The organism is Roseivivax sp. THAF30, from assembly GCF_009363575.1.
Taxonomy (GTDB): Bacteria; Pseudomonadota; Alphaproteobacteria; order Rhodobacterales; family Rhodobacteraceae; genus Roseivivax; species Roseivivax halotolerans.
In genome coordinates this window covers 2,041,497-2,059,214 of the sequence record NZ_CP045389.1, presented here as the reverse complement: position 1 = coordinate 2,059,214, position 17,718 = coordinate 2,041,497, and the positions used below count along the sequence as shown (strand labels likewise).

15 protein-coding genes are annotated in these 17,718 nt (G+C 62.5%); 14 read left to right on the top strand and 1 reads right to left on the bottom strand.

Annotated features, from left to right (window positions below; genetic code table 11):
* The first annotated feature begins 279 nt into the window (after positions 1-279).
* The 11 genes from FIU91_RS09985 to FIU91_RS09935 all read left to right on the top strand — a co-directional run bounded on the left by FIU91_RS09985 (position 280) and on the right by FIU91_RS09935 (position 12,903).
* Positions 280-3,936: a vitamin B12-dependent ribonucleotide reductase gene (locus tag FIU91_RS09985; protein WP_093013283.1), complete on the top strand. Its 3,657-nt coding sequence runs from the start codon at positions 280-282 to the stop codon at positions 3,934-3,936.
* A 277-nt stretch (positions 3,937-4,213) separates the two neighbouring features.
* Positions 4,214-4,804 carry a hypothetical protein gene (locus tag FIU91_RS09980; protein WP_152462339.1) on the top strand — a complete coding sequence of 197 codons (591 nt, stop codon included), beginning with the start codon at positions 4,214-4,216 and terminating at the stop codon, positions 4,802-4,804.
* 23 nt (positions 4,805-4,827) lie between these two features.
* Positions 4,828-7,347 carry a methyl-accepting chemotaxis protein gene (locus FIU91_RS09975; protein ID WP_172974985.1) on the top strand — a complete coding sequence of 840 codons (2,520 nt, stop codon included), beginning with the start codon at positions 4,828-4,830 and terminating at the stop codon, positions 7,345-7,347.
* Between the two features lie 205 nt (positions 7,348-7,552).
* A complete protein-coding gene (locus tag FIU91_RS09970) occupies positions 7,553-7,936 on the top strand; it encodes a chemotaxis protein CheD (RefSeq protein WP_254701943.1) in 384 nt (127 codons plus the stop codon).
* A gap of 7 nt (positions 7,937-7,943) precedes the next feature.
* A complete protein-coding gene (locus tag FIU91_RS09965; protein ID WP_152462337.1) occupies positions 7,944-8,234 on the top strand; it encodes an STAS domain-containing protein in 291 nt (96 codons plus the stop codon).
* Entirely contained in the window at positions 8,231-8,608 is a 378-nt protein-coding gene (locus tag FIU91_RS09960) for a response regulator (RefSeq protein ID WP_093013268.1), read from the top strand. Before FIU91_RS09965 ends, FIU91_RS09960 begins: the two co-directional genes overlap by 4 nt.
* Positions 8,605-10,767, top strand: coding sequence for a chemotaxis protein CheA (locus FIU91_RS09955; RefSeq protein WP_152462336.1), 2,163 nt, complete (start codon positions 8,605-8,607; stop codon positions 10,765-10,767). The genes FIU91_RS09960 and FIU91_RS09955 overlap by 4 nt, the downstream gene beginning before the upstream one ends.
* Before the next feature lie 3 nt (positions 10,768-10,770).
* Positions 10,771-11,262 carry a chemotaxis protein CheW gene (locus FIU91_RS09950; protein WP_152462335.1) on the top strand — a complete coding sequence of 164 codons (492 nt, stop codon included), beginning with the start codon at positions 10,771-10,773 and terminating at the stop codon, positions 11,260-11,262.
* Complete coding sequence (locus FIU91_RS09945; RefSeq protein WP_254702110.1) at positions 11,259-12,131, top strand: protein-glutamate O-methyltransferase CheR; 873 nt, start codon at positions 11,259-11,261, stop codon at positions 12,129-12,131. Before FIU91_RS09950 ends, FIU91_RS09945 begins: the two co-directional genes overlap by 4 nt.
* A gap of 2 nt (positions 12,132-12,133) precedes the next feature.
* Positions 12,134-12,520, top strand: a complete 387-nt coding sequence (locus FIU91_RS09940; protein ID WP_093013256.1) for a response regulator — start codon at positions 12,134-12,136, stop codon at positions 12,518-12,520.
* A gap of 47 nt (positions 12,521-12,567) precedes the next feature.
* Positions 12,568-12,903 carry a hypothetical protein gene (locus FIU91_RS09935; protein WP_216651605.1) on the top strand — a complete coding sequence of 112 codons (336 nt, stop codon included), beginning with the start codon at positions 12,568-12,570 and terminating at the stop codon, positions 12,901-12,903.
* A gap of 31 nt (positions 12,904-12,934) precedes the next feature.
* Here FIU91_RS09935 and hemN read toward each other — a convergent pair whose 3' ends face one another.
* The gene (gene hemN, locus FIU91_RS09930; RefSeq protein WP_172974984.1) at positions 12,935-14,281 is read right to left on the bottom strand and encodes an oxygen-independent coproporphyrinogen III oxidase; all 1,347 of its coding nucleotides are present in this window, start codon (positions 14,279-14,281) and stop codon (positions 12,935-12,937) included.
* A 70-nt stretch (positions 14,282-14,351) separates the two neighbouring features.
* On the opposite strand from hemN, the gene fnrL reads away from it, so the two are divergent.
* The 3 genes from fnrL to ccoO all read left to right on the top strand — a co-directional run bounded on the left by fnrL (position 14,352) and on the right by ccoO (position 17,709).
* A complete protein-coding gene (fnrL, locus tag FIU91_RS09925; protein ID WP_093013247.1) occupies positions 14,352-15,089 on the top strand; it encodes a transcriptional regulator FnrL in 738 nt (245 codons plus the stop codon).
* Positions 15,090-15,282: 193 nt separating this feature from the next.
* Positions 15,283-16,881 carry a cytochrome-c oxidase, cbb3-type subunit I gene (ccoN, locus tag FIU91_RS09920; RefSeq protein ID WP_093013244.1) on the top strand — a complete coding sequence of 533 codons (1,599 nt, stop codon included), beginning with the start codon at positions 15,283-15,285 and terminating at the stop codon, positions 16,879-16,881.
* Between the two features lie 6 nt (positions 16,882-16,887).
* The gene (ccoO, locus tag FIU91_RS09915; RefSeq protein WP_152462331.1) at positions 16,888-17,709 is read left to right on the top strand and encodes a cytochrome-c oxidase, cbb3-type subunit II; all 822 of its coding nucleotides are present in this window, start codon (positions 16,888-16,890) and stop codon (positions 17,707-17,709) included.
* Positions 17,710-17,718 lie beyond the last annotated feature (9 nt).

The following is a 17,718-nucleotide window of genomic DNA, read 5'->3' as shown; positions in this document are numbered from 1 at the left end:
GGCGGCCACAGGATGTGGTGGTTCGCTCTGGTCAACACAAAATATAGCGCCATCTTGGTGAAAAAGTCGTTGACGGAATCGGCCTCCCGCATGAGTGTAGCTTTCACCGGAACGCGACCCACAATATTTAGTGGTCGGGCCGAGAGGGACACAGTCTTACATCCAGGCGGAACACAGTTTCGCAGAGCGCGCGGCACAGGCAGCGCGACCGGATGACGTGCCTCTCCGCGCCCGCGCGGGCCGGACGAGACAGGGGCGCAAAGCGAGACGAGGCAGGAAATGAAGATCGAACGCCGTTACACCACAGCCGGAAAAGATGCCTATGCGGGTATCGACTTTGTCACCACGGCATCGGAAATCCGCAATCCCGACGGCAAGATCGTCTTCCGCCTCGACGAGGTCGAAGTGCCGGCTTCCTGGAGCCAGGTCGCCTCGGACGTGATCGCTCAGAAATACTTCCGCAAGGCTGGTGTGCCGCTCGAGCTGAAGCGCGTCGAAGAGGAGGGCGTGCCCGAGTTCCTGTGGCGCTCCGAGCCTGCGAGCAAAACAACCGCGAAGACCGGCGAGACCTCCTCGAAGCAGGTCTTCGACCGTCTCGCGGGTGCCTGGGCGTACTGGGGCTGGAAGGGTGGCTATTTCACCACCGAAGAGGATGCGCGCGCCTATTATGACGAGATGCGCCACATGCTCGCGACCCAGACCGCCGCACCCAATTCGCCGCAATGGTTCAACACTGGCCTGCACTGGGCCTACGGCATCGACGGGCCGAGCCAGGGCCATTTCTACGTGGACTACAAGACCGGCAAGCTCACCAAGTCGAAGACCGCCTACGAGCATCCGCAGCCCCATGCCTGCTTCATCCAGTCCGTCTCGGACGACCTCGTGAACGAAGGTGGCATCATGGACCTCTGGGTCCGCGAGGCGCGGCTTTTCAAGTACGGCTCGGGCACCGGCACCAACTTCTCCAGCCTCCGGGCTGAAGGCGAACCCCTGTCGGGCGGGGGCAAGTCGTCGGGTCTGATGGGCTTCCTGAAGATCGGCGACCGTGCGGCGGGCGCAATCAAGTCGGGCGGAACGACCCGGCGCGCCGCCAAGATGGTGATCTGCGACGCGGATCACCCCGATATCGAAGAGTTCATCAATTGGAAGGTGAAGGAGGAGCAGAAAGTCGCCTCCATCGTTGCCGGCTCCAAGATGCACGAGCAGATGCTGAACGGCATCTTCGCGGCGATCCGCGCCTTCGACGGCTCCGAAGAAGGCGCCTACGATCCCAAGGTGAACGAAGGGCTGAAGGCGGCCGTCCGCGCCGCCAAGCGCGCGCAGATCCCCGAGACCTATGTGAAGCGTGTCCTCGACTACGCCAAGCAAGGTTACAGCTCGATCGAGTTCCCGACCTACGACACCGATTGGGACAGCGAGGCCTACGCGTCCGTGTCGGGCCAGAACTCCAACAACTCGATCCGCGTGACCGATGCCTTCCTCGAGGCGGTGCGTGAGGACAAGCCCTGGGAGCTTCTGAGCCGCACGGACGGCTCCGTCGCCAAGACCATCTCCGCGCGCGAGCTGTGGGAGCAGGTGGGTCACGCAGCCTGGGCCTGTGCCGATCCGGGCATCCAGTTCCACGACACGGTCAATGCCTGGCACACGTGCCCGGAGGACGGCCAGATCCGCGGCTCGAACCCCTGCTCGGAGTACATGTTCCTCGACGATACCGCCTGCAACCTTGCGTCGATGAACCTTCTGACCTTCCTGCATGACGGCAAGTTCGCCGCGGAAGATTACATGCACGCCACGCGTCTCTGGACTCTGACGCTCGAGATCTCCGTCACGATGGCGCAGTTCCCCTCCAAGGAAATCGCGCAGCTGTCCTACGATTTCCGGACGCTCGGCCTGGGCTATGCCAATATCGGCGGGCTCCTGATGACGATGGGCTACTCCTATGACAGCGACGAGGGCCGGGCGCTCTGCGGCGCGCTGACCGCGATCATGACCGGTGTCGCCTATGCGACCTCGGCGGAGATCGCCGGTGAGCTCGGCGCGTTCTCGGGCTTTGAGCGCAATCGTGAGCACATGCTCCGCGTCATCCGCAACCACCGCAACGCCGCATACGGGGCAACCACCGGGTACGAGGACCTCGCTGTGAAGCCGGTCCCGCTCGATCAGACCAATTGCCCCGACGCGATGCTCGTCGATCTTGCGATGTCCACCTGGGACGAAGCGCTGCGCCTCGGTGAGAAGCACGGCTACCGCAACGCACAGGCCACCGTGATCGCGCCCACCGGCACGATCGGCCTCGTGATGGATTGCGACACAACGGGGATCGAGCCGGATTTCGCGCTGGTGAAGTTCAAGAAGCTCGCAGGCGGCGGCTACTTCAAGATCATCAACCGCTCGGTTCCGGGTGCGCTCGAACGGCTCGGCTACAGCTCCTCGCAGATCGAGGAGATCGTCTCCTACGCGGTGGGCCACGGCTCCATCGGCAACGCGCCCGCGATCAACCACACCTCGCTCATCGGCCACGGCTTCGGCCCGGCGCAGCTTGAAAAAGTGGATGGCGCGCTCGCTTCTGCCTTCGATATTCGCTTCGTGTTCAATCAGTGGACGCTTGGCGAGGAATTCTGCCGCGAAGTGCTGGGCATTCCCGCCGAGAAGCTGAACGATCCGAGCTTCGATCTTCTGCGCCATCTCGGGTTCTCGAAGGCCGATATCGACGCCGCGAACGATCACGTCTGCGGGACGATGACGCTGGAAGGCGCGCCGCACCTGAAGGCCGAGCATTACTCGATCTTCGACTGCGCCAATCCTTGCGGCAAGAAGGGCAAGCGCTTCCTCGGTGTCGACAGCCACATCAAGATGATGGCCGCCGCGCAAAGCTTCATCTCGGGCGCGATCTCGAAGACGATCAATATGCCAAACGATGCGACGATCGAGGATTGCCAGCGCGCCTACGAGCTGTCCTGGTCGCTTGGCGTGAAGGCCAACGCGCTGTATCGCGACGGCTCCAAGCTCAGCCAGCCGCTCGCATCCGCGCTGGTCGAGGATGACGACGAGGCTGCAGAGATCCTCGAGACCGGCTCCATGCAGGAGAAGGCCGCGGTCCTCGCCGAGAAGGTGGTCGAGAAGATCGTCATCAAGGAGGTCGAGAAGGCCACGGCGCGCGAGAAGATGCCCGAGCGACGCAAGGGCTACACCCAGAAAGCCATCGTCGGCGGTCACAAGGTCTACCTGCGGACGGGCGAATATTCCGACGGCAGCCTTGGCGAGATCTTCATCGACATGCACAAGGAGGGCGCGGGCTTCCGGGCGATGATGAACAACTTCGCCATCGCGGTTTCCGTCGGTCTGCAATACGGCGTGCCGCTCGAGGAATTCGTCGATGCCTTCACCTTCACCAAGTTCGAGCCCGCGGGCATGGTGCAGGGCAACGACTCGATCAAGAACGCGACCTCGATCCTCGACTACATCTTCCGCGAACTGGCGGTGTCCTATCTCGACCGCACGGACCTCGCGCATGTGAAGCCGGAAGGCGCGACCTTCGACGATATCGGCCGCGGCGAGGAAGAGGGCGTCTCCAACGTCAAGGAGATCTCCGAGAGCGCTGCGTCGAAATCGCTCGAAGTGCTCAAGCAGATCAGCTCCTCGGGCTATCTGCGAAAGCGGGTTCCGCAGGAACTGGTGGTGCTGCAGGGCGGGCAGGCGATGGGCTTTGCAAGGCCATCTGATCCCTCCGCGGCGCTGGCCACGCTTGTGCCCGAGGCTGCAAGCCCGGTTGCGACACGCTCCGAGACCTCTTCGGTGGCGATGACCGCGTCGACCAAGGCGAAGATGCAGGGCTTCGAGGGCGAGGCCTGCGGCGAATGCGGCAACTACACGCTGGTGCGGAACGGCACCTGCATGAAGTGCAACACCTGCGGCGGCACGTCCGGCTGTAGCTGAGAGATCTCGGGTCACGAGGCGGGTGCGCTCGCCTCGGTGCCGGTCTGGCCGCAGGCAGAACACAACGGGCGGTAAACGATGAGCCGGATCGGCAAGACTAAGGGTCCCTTCGGGGGCCCTTTTCTCGCGTGGCCCCGGCTCCGGCGCGCGGCCCGATAAAGTTTTAGCAATCTGCCGGCGGGCGAGGGGCAGGCGTTCAGCGGATCTTAAATGTCGATGTCCAGAACATGGGCTGTTCTTGCCGGAAGGGACCGGCGCAGCATTCTGAGGACCGACGATGTTCAGGACTCTCTCGCAACTTGTGCCCTTGGGCCTTGCTTCTGCCTTCTCGATTTTCGCGGCGCCCGTCGCTGCAAACGATGTCTTCAACGGCAACATGGCGGCCTACGTCGCCCATTTGCAGAGCGTGCTGGCCGACGAGCCGGAGATTTGGCGCGCGCTGCGCCTCTCCAGCGCGGCGCATGCAGGCTTGTCCGAGGACGAGATCCTCGCGCTCGATGAGACGTGGCGCCAAGAGGTGGCCCTGTCCGATCGCCCACTCATCTCGGGCATCTACGATCACGCCGCCTCGCAGGTGGTGCGCGACATGCTCGAGACTGCGAAAGGCCGCGTGACGGAGATCATCGTCACGGATGCGGTCGGTCTCAACGTTGCGATCAGCGCCGTGACTTCGGATTTCTGGCAAGGCGATGAAGCCAAGCATGCACAGACCTTCGGTCGTCCGTCTGGCGCGCTTCATATCGGTGAGGTGGCATTCGACGACTCGACACAGAGATTTCAAATCCAAGTCTCTGCCCCGCTGAACGAGCCGGCAACCGATACACCCGTCGGCGCGGTCACCTTCGGTCTCAACGCGGACATGTTCTGAACCCTTGCTGCAAGGAGCCGATGATGGCGTTCCGACCTTCTTTGAATATCCACTCGGTCTTCCTCAAACTCATCGCCGTGATCGTCGCGGCGCTGATCGGGGTTGTCCTCGTCTTCGAGATTTTGACAACGCGCGGTTTCGAGACCGTGATCAGCCAATCGGTCTTCGACAGTGCCAGGTCAGAAACGGAACTCTTCGCGGATGCGATCGCTGGCTCGGTGCGGTTCGAGGATGCCGAGCTGATGACACGCCAGATCGAGGATTTCACCGAAGGCACGAACGGGGCCCTCGTCTCTCTCGAGGTCTTCGGCTCGGGCCTGTCGAGCTTTTCCCAATGGGGCGCAAGCATGCCCGCCGCAACCCGCGCACTTGTCGAAGAAGCGCTGGATACCGGCCGGGTGGTCCTCGATCCGGACGCCTTGATGGTCGCCATCCCGCTTCGTTTCGGGCAGGACCGCGCCATTGTCGGCTCGCTCGTTACGCAATGGTCGACTGCCCATCTGCAGGCGCTGACGCAGGAGACTGTCACCCAAGCCCGCATGGCTGCCGCGATCCTTTGTCTTTTCTCCGTCGCACTCGCCTATATCGCAATCTCCCGGCTTGCCCGCAGACCGCTTCAAGCCGCGCAAGCGGATATTGCACGCCTTGAGGCGAAGGACTTCGAGACGCCTCCTTCAGGGACGTCGCGCCGCGACGAATACGGACACCTGGCACGGGCAACCGATGCCTTGCGCCATGAGCTCATGGCAAGCGAACGGAGCCACCGCGAGAGTTATATCAAGAGCGCGGCGCTCGATAACTCGTCCGCTGCGGTGATGCTGCTCGATGAAGATCTGAAGATCACGCAAGTCAGCCGGAATCTCACGGCGTTCTTCGAGATCTACAAAGATGGCCTGCGCAAGATGCGCATGAATTTCGACCCGGCACGCGTTGTCGGAATGAGCATCGCGGACTTCCATCCGACCGGAAATATCGCTGACCAGCTTCGTACGCTCGGCGACGGCGTGATCGAAGGCATTATCCGGATGAACAGCAAGCGGCTCTCCATCGCGACCCGGACGATCTATTCCGAAAACCGGAAAATCCTCGGCTATATCGTCGAGTGGCGGGACGTGACCCCGATGTGGCGCAACGAAGCGCTGCTGGCCGCAATCGACGCGATCCAGATGAAGGCCGAGTTCGATATGGACGGTATCTGCGTCGACGCGAATGAGCGTTTTGCCGTCTCGATCTGCTCTGGCCGCACGGACCGGCCGTCCCTTCAGACGCTGATCGGACGGATCGCTGCCGAGGCGGACAAGACGACAGAGGCAGTCATCCACGGCCTGAAGAACGGATCTCCGATTATCGGCCAGCTCAAGCTTTCCGGCGCCGACGGAGACCGCATCGTGGATGGCTCGCTCTCCTGCATCCGGGACAAGGATGGCCACGGCCTGAGCTACCTTCTCCTTGGTACGGATATCACTGAAAAAGAGCACAAGCTGCGGATCGCAGATCAGGAGCGCGAAGCCTCTGAAGCCGAAAAAACCGAAGTCGTTCAGGCCTTGGGTGTCGGCCTCAGGGCGCTCGCTGACGGGGATCTGACCGCCAAGATCGCGCAAGTCTTCCCGGGCCGCTACGAGCAACTGCGAACCGATTTCAACGGCGCGTCGGAGAAGCTCGCATCCGCGCTGCGGGAAATCTCGGAAAACGCGGAGAATATCCGCAACGAGACCAGCGACATCACGACTACCGCCGACGCGCTGTCGCGCCGAACCGAAAGCACCGCTGCAACCCTGGAGCAAACCGCAGCAGCGCTCGACGAGCTCACTTCGGCCTTGAAAGCCGCGGCGGACGGCGCCTCCCGCGCCAACGACGTTGTCGGCGAGGCGCATCGCAGCGCCGAGGCGTCCGGTGCCGTCGTGGTCGAAACCGTCTCCGCGATGGACGAGATCTCCCGGTCCTCCGAACAGATCACCTCGATCATTCGCGTGATTGACGACATCGCCTTTCAGACGAACCTTCTGGCCCTCAATGCCGGCGTCGAGGCCGCGCGCGCCGGAGAAGCCGGGCGGGGATTCGCCGTTGTCGCTTCTGAAGTGCGCGCATTGGCGCAACGCTCTTCCGACGCGGCCCGAGAGATCAACAGTCTGATCGCGGATTCGGCGGGGCAGGTGAAGAAGGGCGTCGATCTGGTCGGCCAGACGGGCGGTGCCTTGCGGCAGATTGCGTTCTCCGTGACTGAAATCGCGGGTCTCGTCTCCGAAATCGCCGAATCTTCCCGTACGCAGAGCCTGAGCCTGGAGGAGATCAACGCCTCGGTGACCCAACTTGATCAATCCACCCAGCAGAACGCAGCGCGGCTCGAGGAGACGACAGCCGCCAGCGAGGCTCTGCGCAATGATGCGGTTACGCTGGTAGAGACGGTGTCCCGGTTCAAAACCGGCGCGTCTGTCCGAATACCGTCGGCGGAGGCTTCGCCCGCGCCACCTGCGAGAGCCGTTGTCAACGCGCCTGCTCGCGAGTTCGTCAGCGAGGAGGGCGCGAAATGGCTGGATTTCTGAGCTCAGGCGTTGACGAGGTGTCAAATCGCCATGCGCGGCGGTCTCAATGAACAGCGCTCTTACCCCAGTCATGCGACCCGGACACACGACGCCTGTCATCCAGGGCGAGCACCGTGTCTCTGCCGACCCCGATTGCGTCCTTTCAACATTGCTCGGCTCTTGCGTCACGACCTGCCTGCACGACCCTGTCGCGAAGATTGGAGGCATGAACCATTTCCTCGTGGCGACGGGCGCGGCGGAAGAGAGCCGCAACCAACGCTACGGACTTTACGCGATGGAGGTATTGATCAACGCGCTCCTCAAGCTCGGTGGGTCGAAAAACAGGTTGCAGGCCAAACTGTTCGGCGGAGCGATGATGTCCGGCAAAATGGCGCGGATCGGTCAGGCCAATAGCGAGTTCGCGCTCGGATTCCTACGGACGGAAGGCATCAACGTTATCTCGAGCAGCCTTGGTGGAAGCCGGGCGCGGCGCGTCAAGTTCGTGCCGACAACTGGTCAGGCCAGCCTTCTCTTCGTGGAAGACATGGTCGAGACGCCGAAGCCGCTGCTCCCGGTCGATGCTCTCAGAAACGATGTGACGCTTTTTTGAGGTGTGCATGAGACAACCCATCATATTGCCCGAGAAACTTGACACTGCCGCGGCATCCGGGCTCCGCGAAGTGTTGATGAAGACGCCGGCCGGTCCGCTGTCGCTCGATGGCCGACGGGTCAAGATGCTCGGGGCGCTTGGCCTTCAACTCCTTCTTGCCGCGCAATTCCGTGTGCGCGCTGAGGGCCACGCCTTCACATTGCAAGCATCCAAGGAGCTGGCTCTCGACATCGAAACGATGGGCGCGAGCGGTCTTTTGGATGCGTCACTTACGACCGTTCCGGGAGAACGCGCATGACAATCAAGGTACTCGCGATCGACGATTCCCGCACCATCCGGGAGATGCTGCGGTTCAGCCTGACCCAAAACGGTTTCGATGTGGCAGTGGCCGAAGACGGACGCATCGGCGTCGACAGTCTTGCCGAGATCGCACCGGATGTCGTGATCACCGATATCAACATGCCGCGGCTCGACGGCTTCGGAGTGATCTCCGAGATCCGGAATGGCGAGGTGCACCCAAGTGTGCCGATTTTGGTGCTGACGACGGAAAGCGCTGCAGAGCTGAAGGATCGGGCTCGCAAGTCGGGAGCGACCGGCTGGATCGTTAAGCCGTTCGACGACGAAAAACTCGTCTCGGCCATTCGGCGCATTGCCAGCGTGAGGCGGAGATGAGCGGGCTTGACGCGCTGCGCCAGACCTTCTTCCTGGAATGCAGCGAATTGCTCGAGGCGCTCGACGATGGTTTTGACATCCTTGCTGACGCCGACCCTGACGCCGGGATCGATATCGAGGTGGTCAATGCGGTGTTCCGGTCCGTTCATTCGATCAAGGGCGGGGCGGCATCCTTCGCTCTCGATACGCTCGTTCATTTCGCGCACGGGTTCGAGACTGCCCTTGATGAGATGCGCGCGGGGCGTTTCGTGCCGCAGCAATCTGATTGGGTCGTCCTGCGCCGCGCAGGGGATCACCTGACCGACCTGGTAAGCGCGGCTCGCGAGGGCAGGGAGGTCGACGAGGGGCGCAGCCACGACATACTTGCGGAAATTGACAAGATCACGGGCGGCGCTGGCAGAGAGCTGGAACGTGTCATGCCGCCCGCGATGCCGTCTCGGGAAACACTGGCGACACCGCAGCCAAACGCGTTCGCGCCCATGACGCTCGATTTTGAGCTTGGCGGCCTCAATGAAACTCGCTTCGAGATCGGATTTCGCCCAAGGTACGCGCTTTTCGAGAACGGGCATGACCCCGTGCATCTTTTCCGCGAACTCGAAACGCTTGGCGACATGTCCGTTTCTGTGGACATCTCCGGCCTGCCGGGCCTGACCGAGCTGGATGCCCACGCACCGTATCTGGCCTGGACCCTGACCCTGAGAGGCACAGCCCAACGCGCTGAAATAGAGGATATCTTCGAGTTCGTGGCGCATCTTGCCGAACTGTCGATCAAGGAGCTCGACGACGATGGTCTGGTGCCCGCAGCCAGTCCGGCCCCGGCCGAGCAGGCGCCCCAGGACGGGTCTGGGTCGAAGGAACCCGATCTGCATGTCATCCCGACATCCTCGTCCCCCGAGCCGCGCATCGCGAAAAGCGTGTCGCCGTCGAAAGCGACGGTGCGGGTCGATCTCGATCTCGTGGACGACTTGATCAATGTCGTGGGCGAGCTGGTCATAAACCAGTCCTTTCTCAGCCAAAGCATCTCCGATGCAGGTTTGGCTCACGAGACGCAGATCACTGCCGGGCTCGACGAATTCAAGACACTCGCAGGCCAGATCCAGGAAGGCGTCATGTCGATCCGCGCGCAACCGGTGAAGCCGCTCTTTCAGCGTATGGCGCGGATCGTTCGGGTAGCGGCAGCCGTCTCCGGCAAGATCGTTCGCTTCGAGACGAGCGGCGAGACGACCGAGGTCGACACTACGGTGATCGAACGCCTGATCGATCCGCTCACTCATATTCTGCGGAACGCGGTCGACCATGGACTCGAGCCGACCGCCGCGCGTCTCGGTGCTGGGAAGCCCGCCGAAGGCATCGTGCGCCTGTCTGCGGAGCATCGTTCGGGCCGTGTTCTGATCGAGATTTCGGATGACGGTGCCGGGATCAATCGACCGAAAGTGCTCCAGATCGCCAAGGCAAAGGGCCTTGTTCCCGATGATGCTCAACCGGCCGCGTCCGACGTCGATCGGCTGCTGTTCCTGCCCGGGTTCTCGACCGCGGAGCAGGTCACCGATTTGTCGGGGCGGGGGGTCGGAATGGATGTGGTCCGCAGCGCCATTCAGAAGCTTGGGGGGCGGATCAACATCCAGTCTGTGCCTGGCAAAGGCACGACCTTCTCCATATCGCTGCCCCTGACGCTCGCGGTGCTCGAGGGCATGATCGTGACCGTTGCAGGTCATACCATGGTCGTGCCCATTACCGCCATCATCGAGACGCTGAAGCCTGTCGGGGTGGAGATCGAATCCGTATCGCCCGGGTGCGACGTGGTCCGCGTTCGCGAGGAGCTGATACCCATTGTCGATGTCGGGCGCGTACTTGGCTACCGAAGTCCGCATGAGAAGCGGGCGGAGCACGTGCTGCTCTTGATCGAGACCGAGCAGGAAAAACGCTGGGCCTTGGCCGTCGATGAGATCCGCGATCAACGCCAGGTGGTAATCAAGAGCCTCGAGCAGAATTACGGCCGCGTCATCGGTATTGCCGCGGCGACAATCCTCGGGGACGGCAAGATCGCGTTGATCGTGGATCCCGAAGACATCGTTCGCAGTGCCGCGGACACGATACTGCCCGGCGCGTCGAACGCTGCCGGAACAGCCCGACCCATTCATCACCTCCTTGGAGTTTGACCGATGAGAGCAGCCCACGAGGACCGCGGCCCGGTGGTCCGGAAAGACAGCCGCGAAATGGTGACATTCTGTATCGGCGAGCAGGATTTCTGCATGGACATCATGACTGTGCGCGAAATTCGCGGCTGGACTGAAGCGACGGTACTGCCGCGTGCACCGGATTACGTTCTGGGCGTGATCAATTTGCGCGGCGCTGTCGTTCCCATCATCGATCTGTCCTCGCGTCTCGGGCTCGCACCGCTCGAGCCAGGCCCGCGCCACGTGATCGTGATCGTCCTGATCGAGCAGTGCCTTTCGGGTCTCCTGGTCTCTTCCGTATCCGACATTTTGAACGTCACGGAGGACGAGGTTCAGCCGGTGCCCAATATCGGCGAAGCCAGCGCGTCCTGTTTGGCCGGGGTGATCTCCAAGGGTCCGCGACTGCTCCGCATCCTTGATGTCAGCGCAGCGCTGCCCAACACGCGGGCCGAGGAGGACGAGCTTTGTCCAGCGTGATCATCGCGCGCGACGAGGCGACGCTGGAGCCGGCCGAGTTCGCGACGATCGCGTCGGTTCTTCACGAATGCTCGGGAATCCGCCTCAACGAAGGGAATGGTCGGCTTGTGGTCTCTCGCCTGTCCCGGCGGCTCAGAGAACTGGGGCTGAATGGCTTCGCGGAATATGTCCGGCTCGTCACCGACCCCGGCCAGCGCGAGGAGCGTTACAGGATGGTGCTTGCCTTGACGACCAATACAACTCGCTTTTTCCGCGAGCCGGAGCATTTCGAAATCCTTGCGGCGGAGCTTTTGCCTGTCCTCGCGGTGCGGGCGGCCTCGGGGCATCAAGCCCGGCTTTGGTCTGCTGGGTGTTCGTCCGGGGAAGAAGCATGGAGCCTGGCGGCAGTGGTTCTCGAGGGGTTTTCGAACGCGGCCAAGTGCGGTCTCAGGATACTCGCGACCGATATCGACCGCGAGGTACTGGAACGCGCCGAGACGGGGATCTACCCGGAAGACGCGGCCTCGATGATTCCGCCTGCGCGCCGCTCGGTCATGTTCGAGCCTGCGCCGGATCGACCCGGATTCTTGTCTATACGGCCAGCTTTGCGCGCGCTCGTGACATTTCGCTACATGAACTTCGTGGAGCCCTGGCCCGTACAGGGCCCCTTCGACGCGATCCTCTGCCGTAACGTCGCGATCTACATGGACGAGGCAACGCAGCGCGCGCTCTGGTGCGGTCTCGAACGAGTATTGGGCGAGGGCGGCTACCTCTTTCTCGGACATTCGGAGCGGCTCGGGCCCGGCTTCGAACACGCGCTCGAGCTTTGCGGCAAAACCTCCTTTCGTCGCCCGGCAAACCGGCGCGGCGGCACCCTGCAAGGAAGCTGAACATGGCATTGAGAGACAAGCTGAGCGTCCTGGTTGTCGACGATATGAGCACAAGTCGCGGTCTCATCCTGATGGCGCTTGACGAGATCGGGATCAAACAGGTCGATTTCTGTGCCGATGGGCGGACGGCACTCGAAAAGCTCAATGCGCACCCGCGCCACATCGTCATTTCCGACTACAACATGCCCGAAGTGAACGGCCTTCAGCTTTTGCAGGCGCTTCGACAGAATGCCCGAACGCAGAAAATCGGCTTCGTGCTGATCAGTGGGCGGCTCGATGATCAGATCGTGACGACGGGCAAGCAGCTCGGTCTGAACAACGTGCTTCAAAAACCGTTCGATACGGCGCAGATGAAGGCTTGCCTTCAGGCCGTCGTCGGGCCGCTGTGATCACAGAGCAGCCCCCGCCGCGCGCCGTGCCCAGCAACGAGGTTGCGTTGGCAGAACTCTTCGCTCGGCTCTCGCGCGAGATGGGCGCCCTCGAGACGGAAAGCCTACGGGTCGAGAGCGTTTTGGCCGGGTTTCTCGATGGGCAGAGACCGGACGGCGATCGAGCGGCGCAGGAAAGTGCGTCGATCCAGACGCTCGACCGGTTGGTGCAGACCTTGAGCGAGTTGCGTTGTTTCCTGGATCATCTGGCTGGCACCGCGCCCGCGATAAGCCTTGATCTGCACGACGCAACCTCCGGGATCCGGCTTGGCCGGCTGTCGGATATGCTCGCCGGCCGAGAAACGGATGTTCCCGCTGCGGACGGCGCGGTCGATTTCTTTTGAGCGCGGCGTTTCGTGCGGTCGAAAGAAGAGATCAGCTGGCGAGGCTGAAGCGCCCGTCCGAACTCTCGAGCTCGGGGTCGAGCCGGGCCGCCAAAAGGCGCGCATAGGCCATCTCGTTGATCGCCAGCCGGTCGCCCGACAGCGTGCCGATTTCCGGAAGATCGGCGAGGGCCGCTTCGGCGCGGTCGCGAAGCGCCTGTGCGCGCAGACCGTGACGCTCGGCCATACGGGCGAAATCGATACGCCCGTCGCACATGAGCCGCTCGATCGCGTCTGCGACCATGATGTCCTCACGGCTCAGCGTGAAACCGCGCGAGGTCGCGAAAAGGCCGGTTTCGACTGCCCGCGTCCAGTCGCGCGTCGCCGAGGCGTTCTGGCTGTAGCCGCCCTCGAACCGCGAGATGGCGGAGGGGCCCATGGAAATCAGCGCAGACGCGGTGTCGGTCGTATAGCCCTGGAAGTTCCGCCGCAGCGTTCCGGCCTCGGCGGATCGGGCCATGCTGTCCTTGGGCAGCGCATAATGATCGATGCCGATGGGAACGTAGCCCGCCGCCACGAGTGTTGCCTGGGCGAGCTCGGCCAGCTCGCGCCGCGCGGAGGGATCGGGCAGGGCCTCCTCGGGGATCAGCTTCTGGCGCTTGGCGACCCATGGAACATGCGCGTAGCCGTAAAGCGCGAGACGATCGGGCTTGTGATCCAGTACCTTGGCCAGTGTCGCGGAAAGACGCTCTGGCGTCTGGTAGGGAAGCCCGTAGAGCAGATCGAAATTTACCGATTTGACACCGCGGACGCGCAGCCCGGTCACAGCCTCGGCGGTGATCTCAGCGCTCTGTAGACGGCCGATCGCCTCCTGCACCTTTGGATCGAAGTCCTGCACTCCGATGGAGGCGCGGTTGAGGCCGAAGTCCACGAGCGCGTCGAGCCGCGTCTCGTCGAGTTCGGTCGGATCGATCTCGACCGAGATTTCCGGATCCTGCGAAAGATCGAAATGGGCCCGGAACGCGTCTGACAGCGCCTTGATCTGGAAAGCTTCCATCAGCGTCGGCGTGCCTCCGCCCAGATGGAGCGCGGAGACCGTCTGCCGCCTGCCGATGGCCGTCTCGACAAGCCGCATCTCGGCGTTCAACGTCTGGAGGAACCGCGTGAGCGGCGCCGCGTTCGATGTGCCTTGCGTCCGGCACGCGCAGAACCAGCAGAGCCTGCGGCAAAATGGGATATGGGCGTATAGCGAGACCGGTTCTGTCGCGGGCAGGGTGGAAAGCCACGCGGCATGTTGATCCGCACCGACCGCCTGGGAGAAGCGGGTGGCGGGCGGATAGGAGGTATATCTCGGAACGCGCGCTTCGAGGAGCGCCTTGCGAAGGATGGACTGTGTCATGGCGCAGGATTTGCCGCGTTTCGCGCGGTCGCACATTGATGCAAATCAACCTTCTTGCTAAAAACCTGACATGGAATTGAAACCCGTGAATGCCTGTCATGATTGTCCGATCCGGCACAGTGCCGTCTGCGCCGAGTGCGATGCGGACGAGTTGAAGGTTTTGGAACGCATTAAGTCTTACAAGACGGTTCCCGCGGGCGCGCATCTGGCCGAGGCCGGGCGCGAGATGGAGTTCCTGTCCTCGATCATTTCGGGCTGCGCGACCATGTCCCGTACGCTCGAGGATGGGCGGCGTCAGACGGTAGGCCTTCTCTTGCCGTCGAACTTCATCGGCCGGCCCGGGCGTGCATCGTCTCCCTATGACGTTGAGGCGATCAGCGAGGTCACGCTCTGCCGGTTCGAGCGCAAGGCCTTCGAAGATCTCGTCCGCAGCACACCTCATATCGCAACGCGCCTGATGACGATGGCGCTGGATGAGCTTGATTCGGCCCGCGAATGGGCCGTTGTCTTGGGCCGGATGTCTGCGCGCGAGAAAGTCCTGTCTTTTCTTGTGCGGCTGGCACGGCGCAACGCCGCGCAAATGGGGCAGGATGCGCCCGAAGATGCGCTGACCCTGCACCTGCCGCTCTCGCGCGAGGAACTGGCCGATTATCTTGGCCTCACCATCGAGACGACGAGCCGCCAGTTCACCGCGCTTCGAAAGGATGGGCTGATCGAGCTTCCTTCGAACCGCGACGTGCATATCCCCGATTTCGACCGGCTCGCGATCGAGGCTGGCGAGGACGAGGATGGCGGCCTGATCGCCTGAGCCGAGACGCATCGCACATCCCGCAGCGCGCGACACGAGACTGCGCGCGGGCCTTTCCGAATGAAAATTCAGCCTGATCCGCCCTCGTTGATCCATGTCAAAGCGAGGTCGGCGCCGCCCGTGGCACTTCCCCCGGCATAAGGCCCTTCGAGCGATTCCGCGCGGAGGGTGATAAAGCCAAGGGAACGATGACATGGTTTATGCAAGGCTAGCCCTTCTGGGCCTTGTGGCACTCTTTGCGGCGATTGCCGCGAATTGGGGCCGCGACCTCGCCTATTCCGTCCACGCTGCGATCATCATGGTCGTCGCGGGCGGACTTTTTCTGTGGGAACTGCGCCGCGTGGAAGAGCCGCGCGCGGTGGTCGACCACGCCTCGTACATGGATGGGCCGATCCGTGCGGGCGTTGTCGCAACTGCCTTCTGGGGCATCGCGGGCTTCCTCGTCGGCGTCTTCATCGCCGCGCAGCTCGCCTGGCCTGCGCTGAACTTCGACTGGTCCGAGGGCTATGCGAATTTCGGACGGCTGCGGCCCCTGCACACATCGGCGGTGATCTTCGCTTTCGGCGGCAACGCGCTGATCGCGACCTCCTTCTACGTCGTCCAGCGGACCTCCGCGGCGCGGCTCTGGGGCGGCAATCTCGCGTGGTTCGTCTTCTGGGGATATCAGCTTTTCATCGTTCTGGCGGCGACCGGCTACATTCTCGGCTCGACCCAGTCCAAGGAATATGCAGAGCCCGAATGGTACGTCGATATCTGGCTGACGCTTGTCTGGCTGGGCTACCTTGCGGTTTTCCTCGGCACGATCATGAAGCGCCGTGAGCCGCATATTTACGTGGCCAACTGGTTCTTCCTCGCCTTCATCGTGACAGTCGCGATGCTGCACGTCGTGAACAACCTCTCGATCCCGGTCTCGATCTGGGGGTCCAAATCGGTGCAGGTCTTCGCCGGCGTCCAGGATGCGATGACCCAATGGTGGTACGGCCATAACGCGGTGGGCTTTTTCCTGACCGCAGGCTTCCTCGGCATGATGTACTACTTCGTGCCGAAGCAGGCCGGCCGCCCGGTCTACAGCTACAAGCTGTCGATCATCCACTTCTGGGCGTTGATCTTCCTCTACATCTGGGCCGGTCCGCACCACCTGCATTATACCGCGCTTCCCGACTGGGCCTCGACGCTCGGCATGGTGTTCTCGATCATCCTCTGGATGCCGAGCTGGGGCGGCATGATCAACGGCCTGATGACGCTGGAAGGCGCCTGGGACAAGATCCGCACGGACCCGATCATCCGGATGTTCGTCGCCTCTCTCGCCTTCTACGGCATGTCGACCTTCGAGGGTCCGATGATGTCGATCCGCGCGGTCAACTCGCTGAGCCACTACACCGACTGGACCATCGGCCACGTGCATTCGGGTGCACTCGGCTGGAACGGGCTCATCACCTTCGGCTGCCTTTACTACCTGACGCCGAAGCTCTGGAACCGGGCGAGCCTCTACTCGCTGCGCGCCGTCAACTGGCACTTCTGGCTCGCGACGATCGGCATCGTTCTCTACGCCGCCTCGATGTGGGTGACGGGGATCATGGAAGGACTGATGTGGCGCGAAGTCGACGCGCAGGGCTTCCTCGTGAATTCCTTCGCGGACACCGTCTCGGCCAAGTTCCCGATGTACGTGGTGCGGATGACCGGCGGTCTTCTCTACCTCTCCGGTGCGCTTCTGATGTGCTGGAACCTCATCATGACCGTGAGACGCGCACCGCAAAGCGCATCCCAGACCCAAGCCATTCCCGCGGAGTGACGTGACATGACCAAGGATAACGAAAAGATCACGAACCCCAAGGACGACCCCAAGGTCGTCCAGCCGGGCGACGGCGGCATCCCGAACGAGCTTCCGCATCATTCGAAGTTCATCGACAAGCACGCCATCCTTGAAAAGAACGCGACCCTGCTTCTGGTCTCGTCCTTCCTGGTGGTGACGATCGGGGGCATCGTCGAGATCGCACCGCTCTTCTGGCTGGAAAACACGATCGAGGAAGTGGAGGGCGTGCGCCCCTATTCCCCGCTCGAGCTGACGGGCCGCGATATCTACGTGCGTGAAGGCTGCTACGTCTGCCACAGCCAGATGATCCGCCCGATGCGCGACGAGGTCGAACGCTACGGCCACTACAGCCTTGCCGCGGAATCGATGTACGACCATCCGTTCCAGTGGGGCTCCAAGCGCACGGGGCCGGACCTTGCGCGTGTGGGCGGTCGCTACTCGGACGCGTGGCATGTCGATCACTTCGCCAATCCGCAGGCGGTCGTGCCGGAATCGGTCATGCCGAAATACGACTACCTCGCCCGCGCCGAGATCGAGCCGGATCATATTCGCGACCTCATGGTGACGCACAAGCTTGTAGGCGTGCCCTATACGGACGAGATGATCGACGCCGCCGTCACCGATTTCCGGGTCCAGGTGGATCCGTTCGGCGACTACGACGGTCTCCTCGAACGCTATCCTGGCGCGCAGGTGCGTAATTTCGACGGGCAGGAGGCGCTGACCGAGATGGATGCGCTGATCGCTTATCTGCAAATGCTTGGCACGCTGGTCGATTTCTCGACCTTCTCGGCCGATGCAAGCCGATAGGAGGGGCCG

What these genes read in the sequence shown, in the direction of transcription:
- FIU91_RS09950 (WP_152462335.1), top strand. Translation starts at nt 10,771, where the DNA reads ATGAGAGCAGCCCACGAGGACCGCGGCCCGGTGGTCCGGAAAGACAGC.
- FIU91_RS09975 (WP_172974985.1), top strand. Translation starts at nt 4,828, where the DNA reads ATGGCGTTCCGACCTTCTTTGAATATCCACTCGGTCTTCCTCAAACTC.
- ccoO (WP_152462331.1), top strand. Translation starts at nt 16,888, where the DNA reads ATGACCAAGGATAACGAAAAGATCACGAACCCCAAGGACGACCCCAAG.
- fnrL (WP_093013247.1), top strand. Translation starts at nt 14,352, where the DNA reads ATGGAATTGAAACCCGTGAATGCCTGTCATGATTGTCCGATCCGGCAC.
- FIU91_RS09985 (WP_093013283.1), top strand. Translation starts at nt 280, where the DNA reads ATGAAGATCGAACGCCGTTACACCACAGCCGGAAAAGATGCCTATGCG.
- FIU91_RS09960 (WP_093013268.1), top strand. Translation starts at nt 8,231, where the DNA reads ATGACAATCAAGGTACTCGCGATCGACGATTCCCGCACCATCCGGGAG.
- hemN (WP_172974984.1), bottom strand. Translation starts at nt 14,281, where the DNA reads ATGACACAGTCCATCCTTCGCAAGGCGCTCCTCGAAGCGCGCGTTCCG.
- FIU91_RS09955 (WP_152462336.1), top strand. Translation starts at nt 8,605, where the DNA reads ATGAGCGGGCTTGACGCGCTGCGCCAGACCTTCTTCCTGGAATGCAGC.
- FIU91_RS09940 (WP_093013256.1), top strand. Translation starts at nt 12,134, where the DNA reads ATGGCATTGAGAGACAAGCTGAGCGTCCTGGTTGTCGACGATATGAGC.
- FIU91_RS09980 (WP_152462339.1), top strand. Translation starts at nt 4,214, where the DNA reads ATGTTCAGGACTCTCTCGCAACTTGTGCCCTTGGGCCTTGCTTCTGCC.
- ccoN (WP_093013244.1), top strand. Translation starts at nt 15,283, where the DNA reads ATGGTTTATGCAAGGCTAGCCCTTCTGGGCCTTGTGGCACTCTTTGCG.
- FIU91_RS09965 (WP_152462337.1), top strand. Translation starts at nt 7,944, where the DNA reads ATGAGACAACCCATCATATTGCCCGAGAAACTTGACACTGCCGCGGCA.
- FIU91_RS09970 (WP_254701943.1), top strand. Translation starts at nt 7,553, where the DNA reads ATGAACCATTTCCTCGTGGCGACGGGCGCGGCGGAAGAGAGCCGCAAC.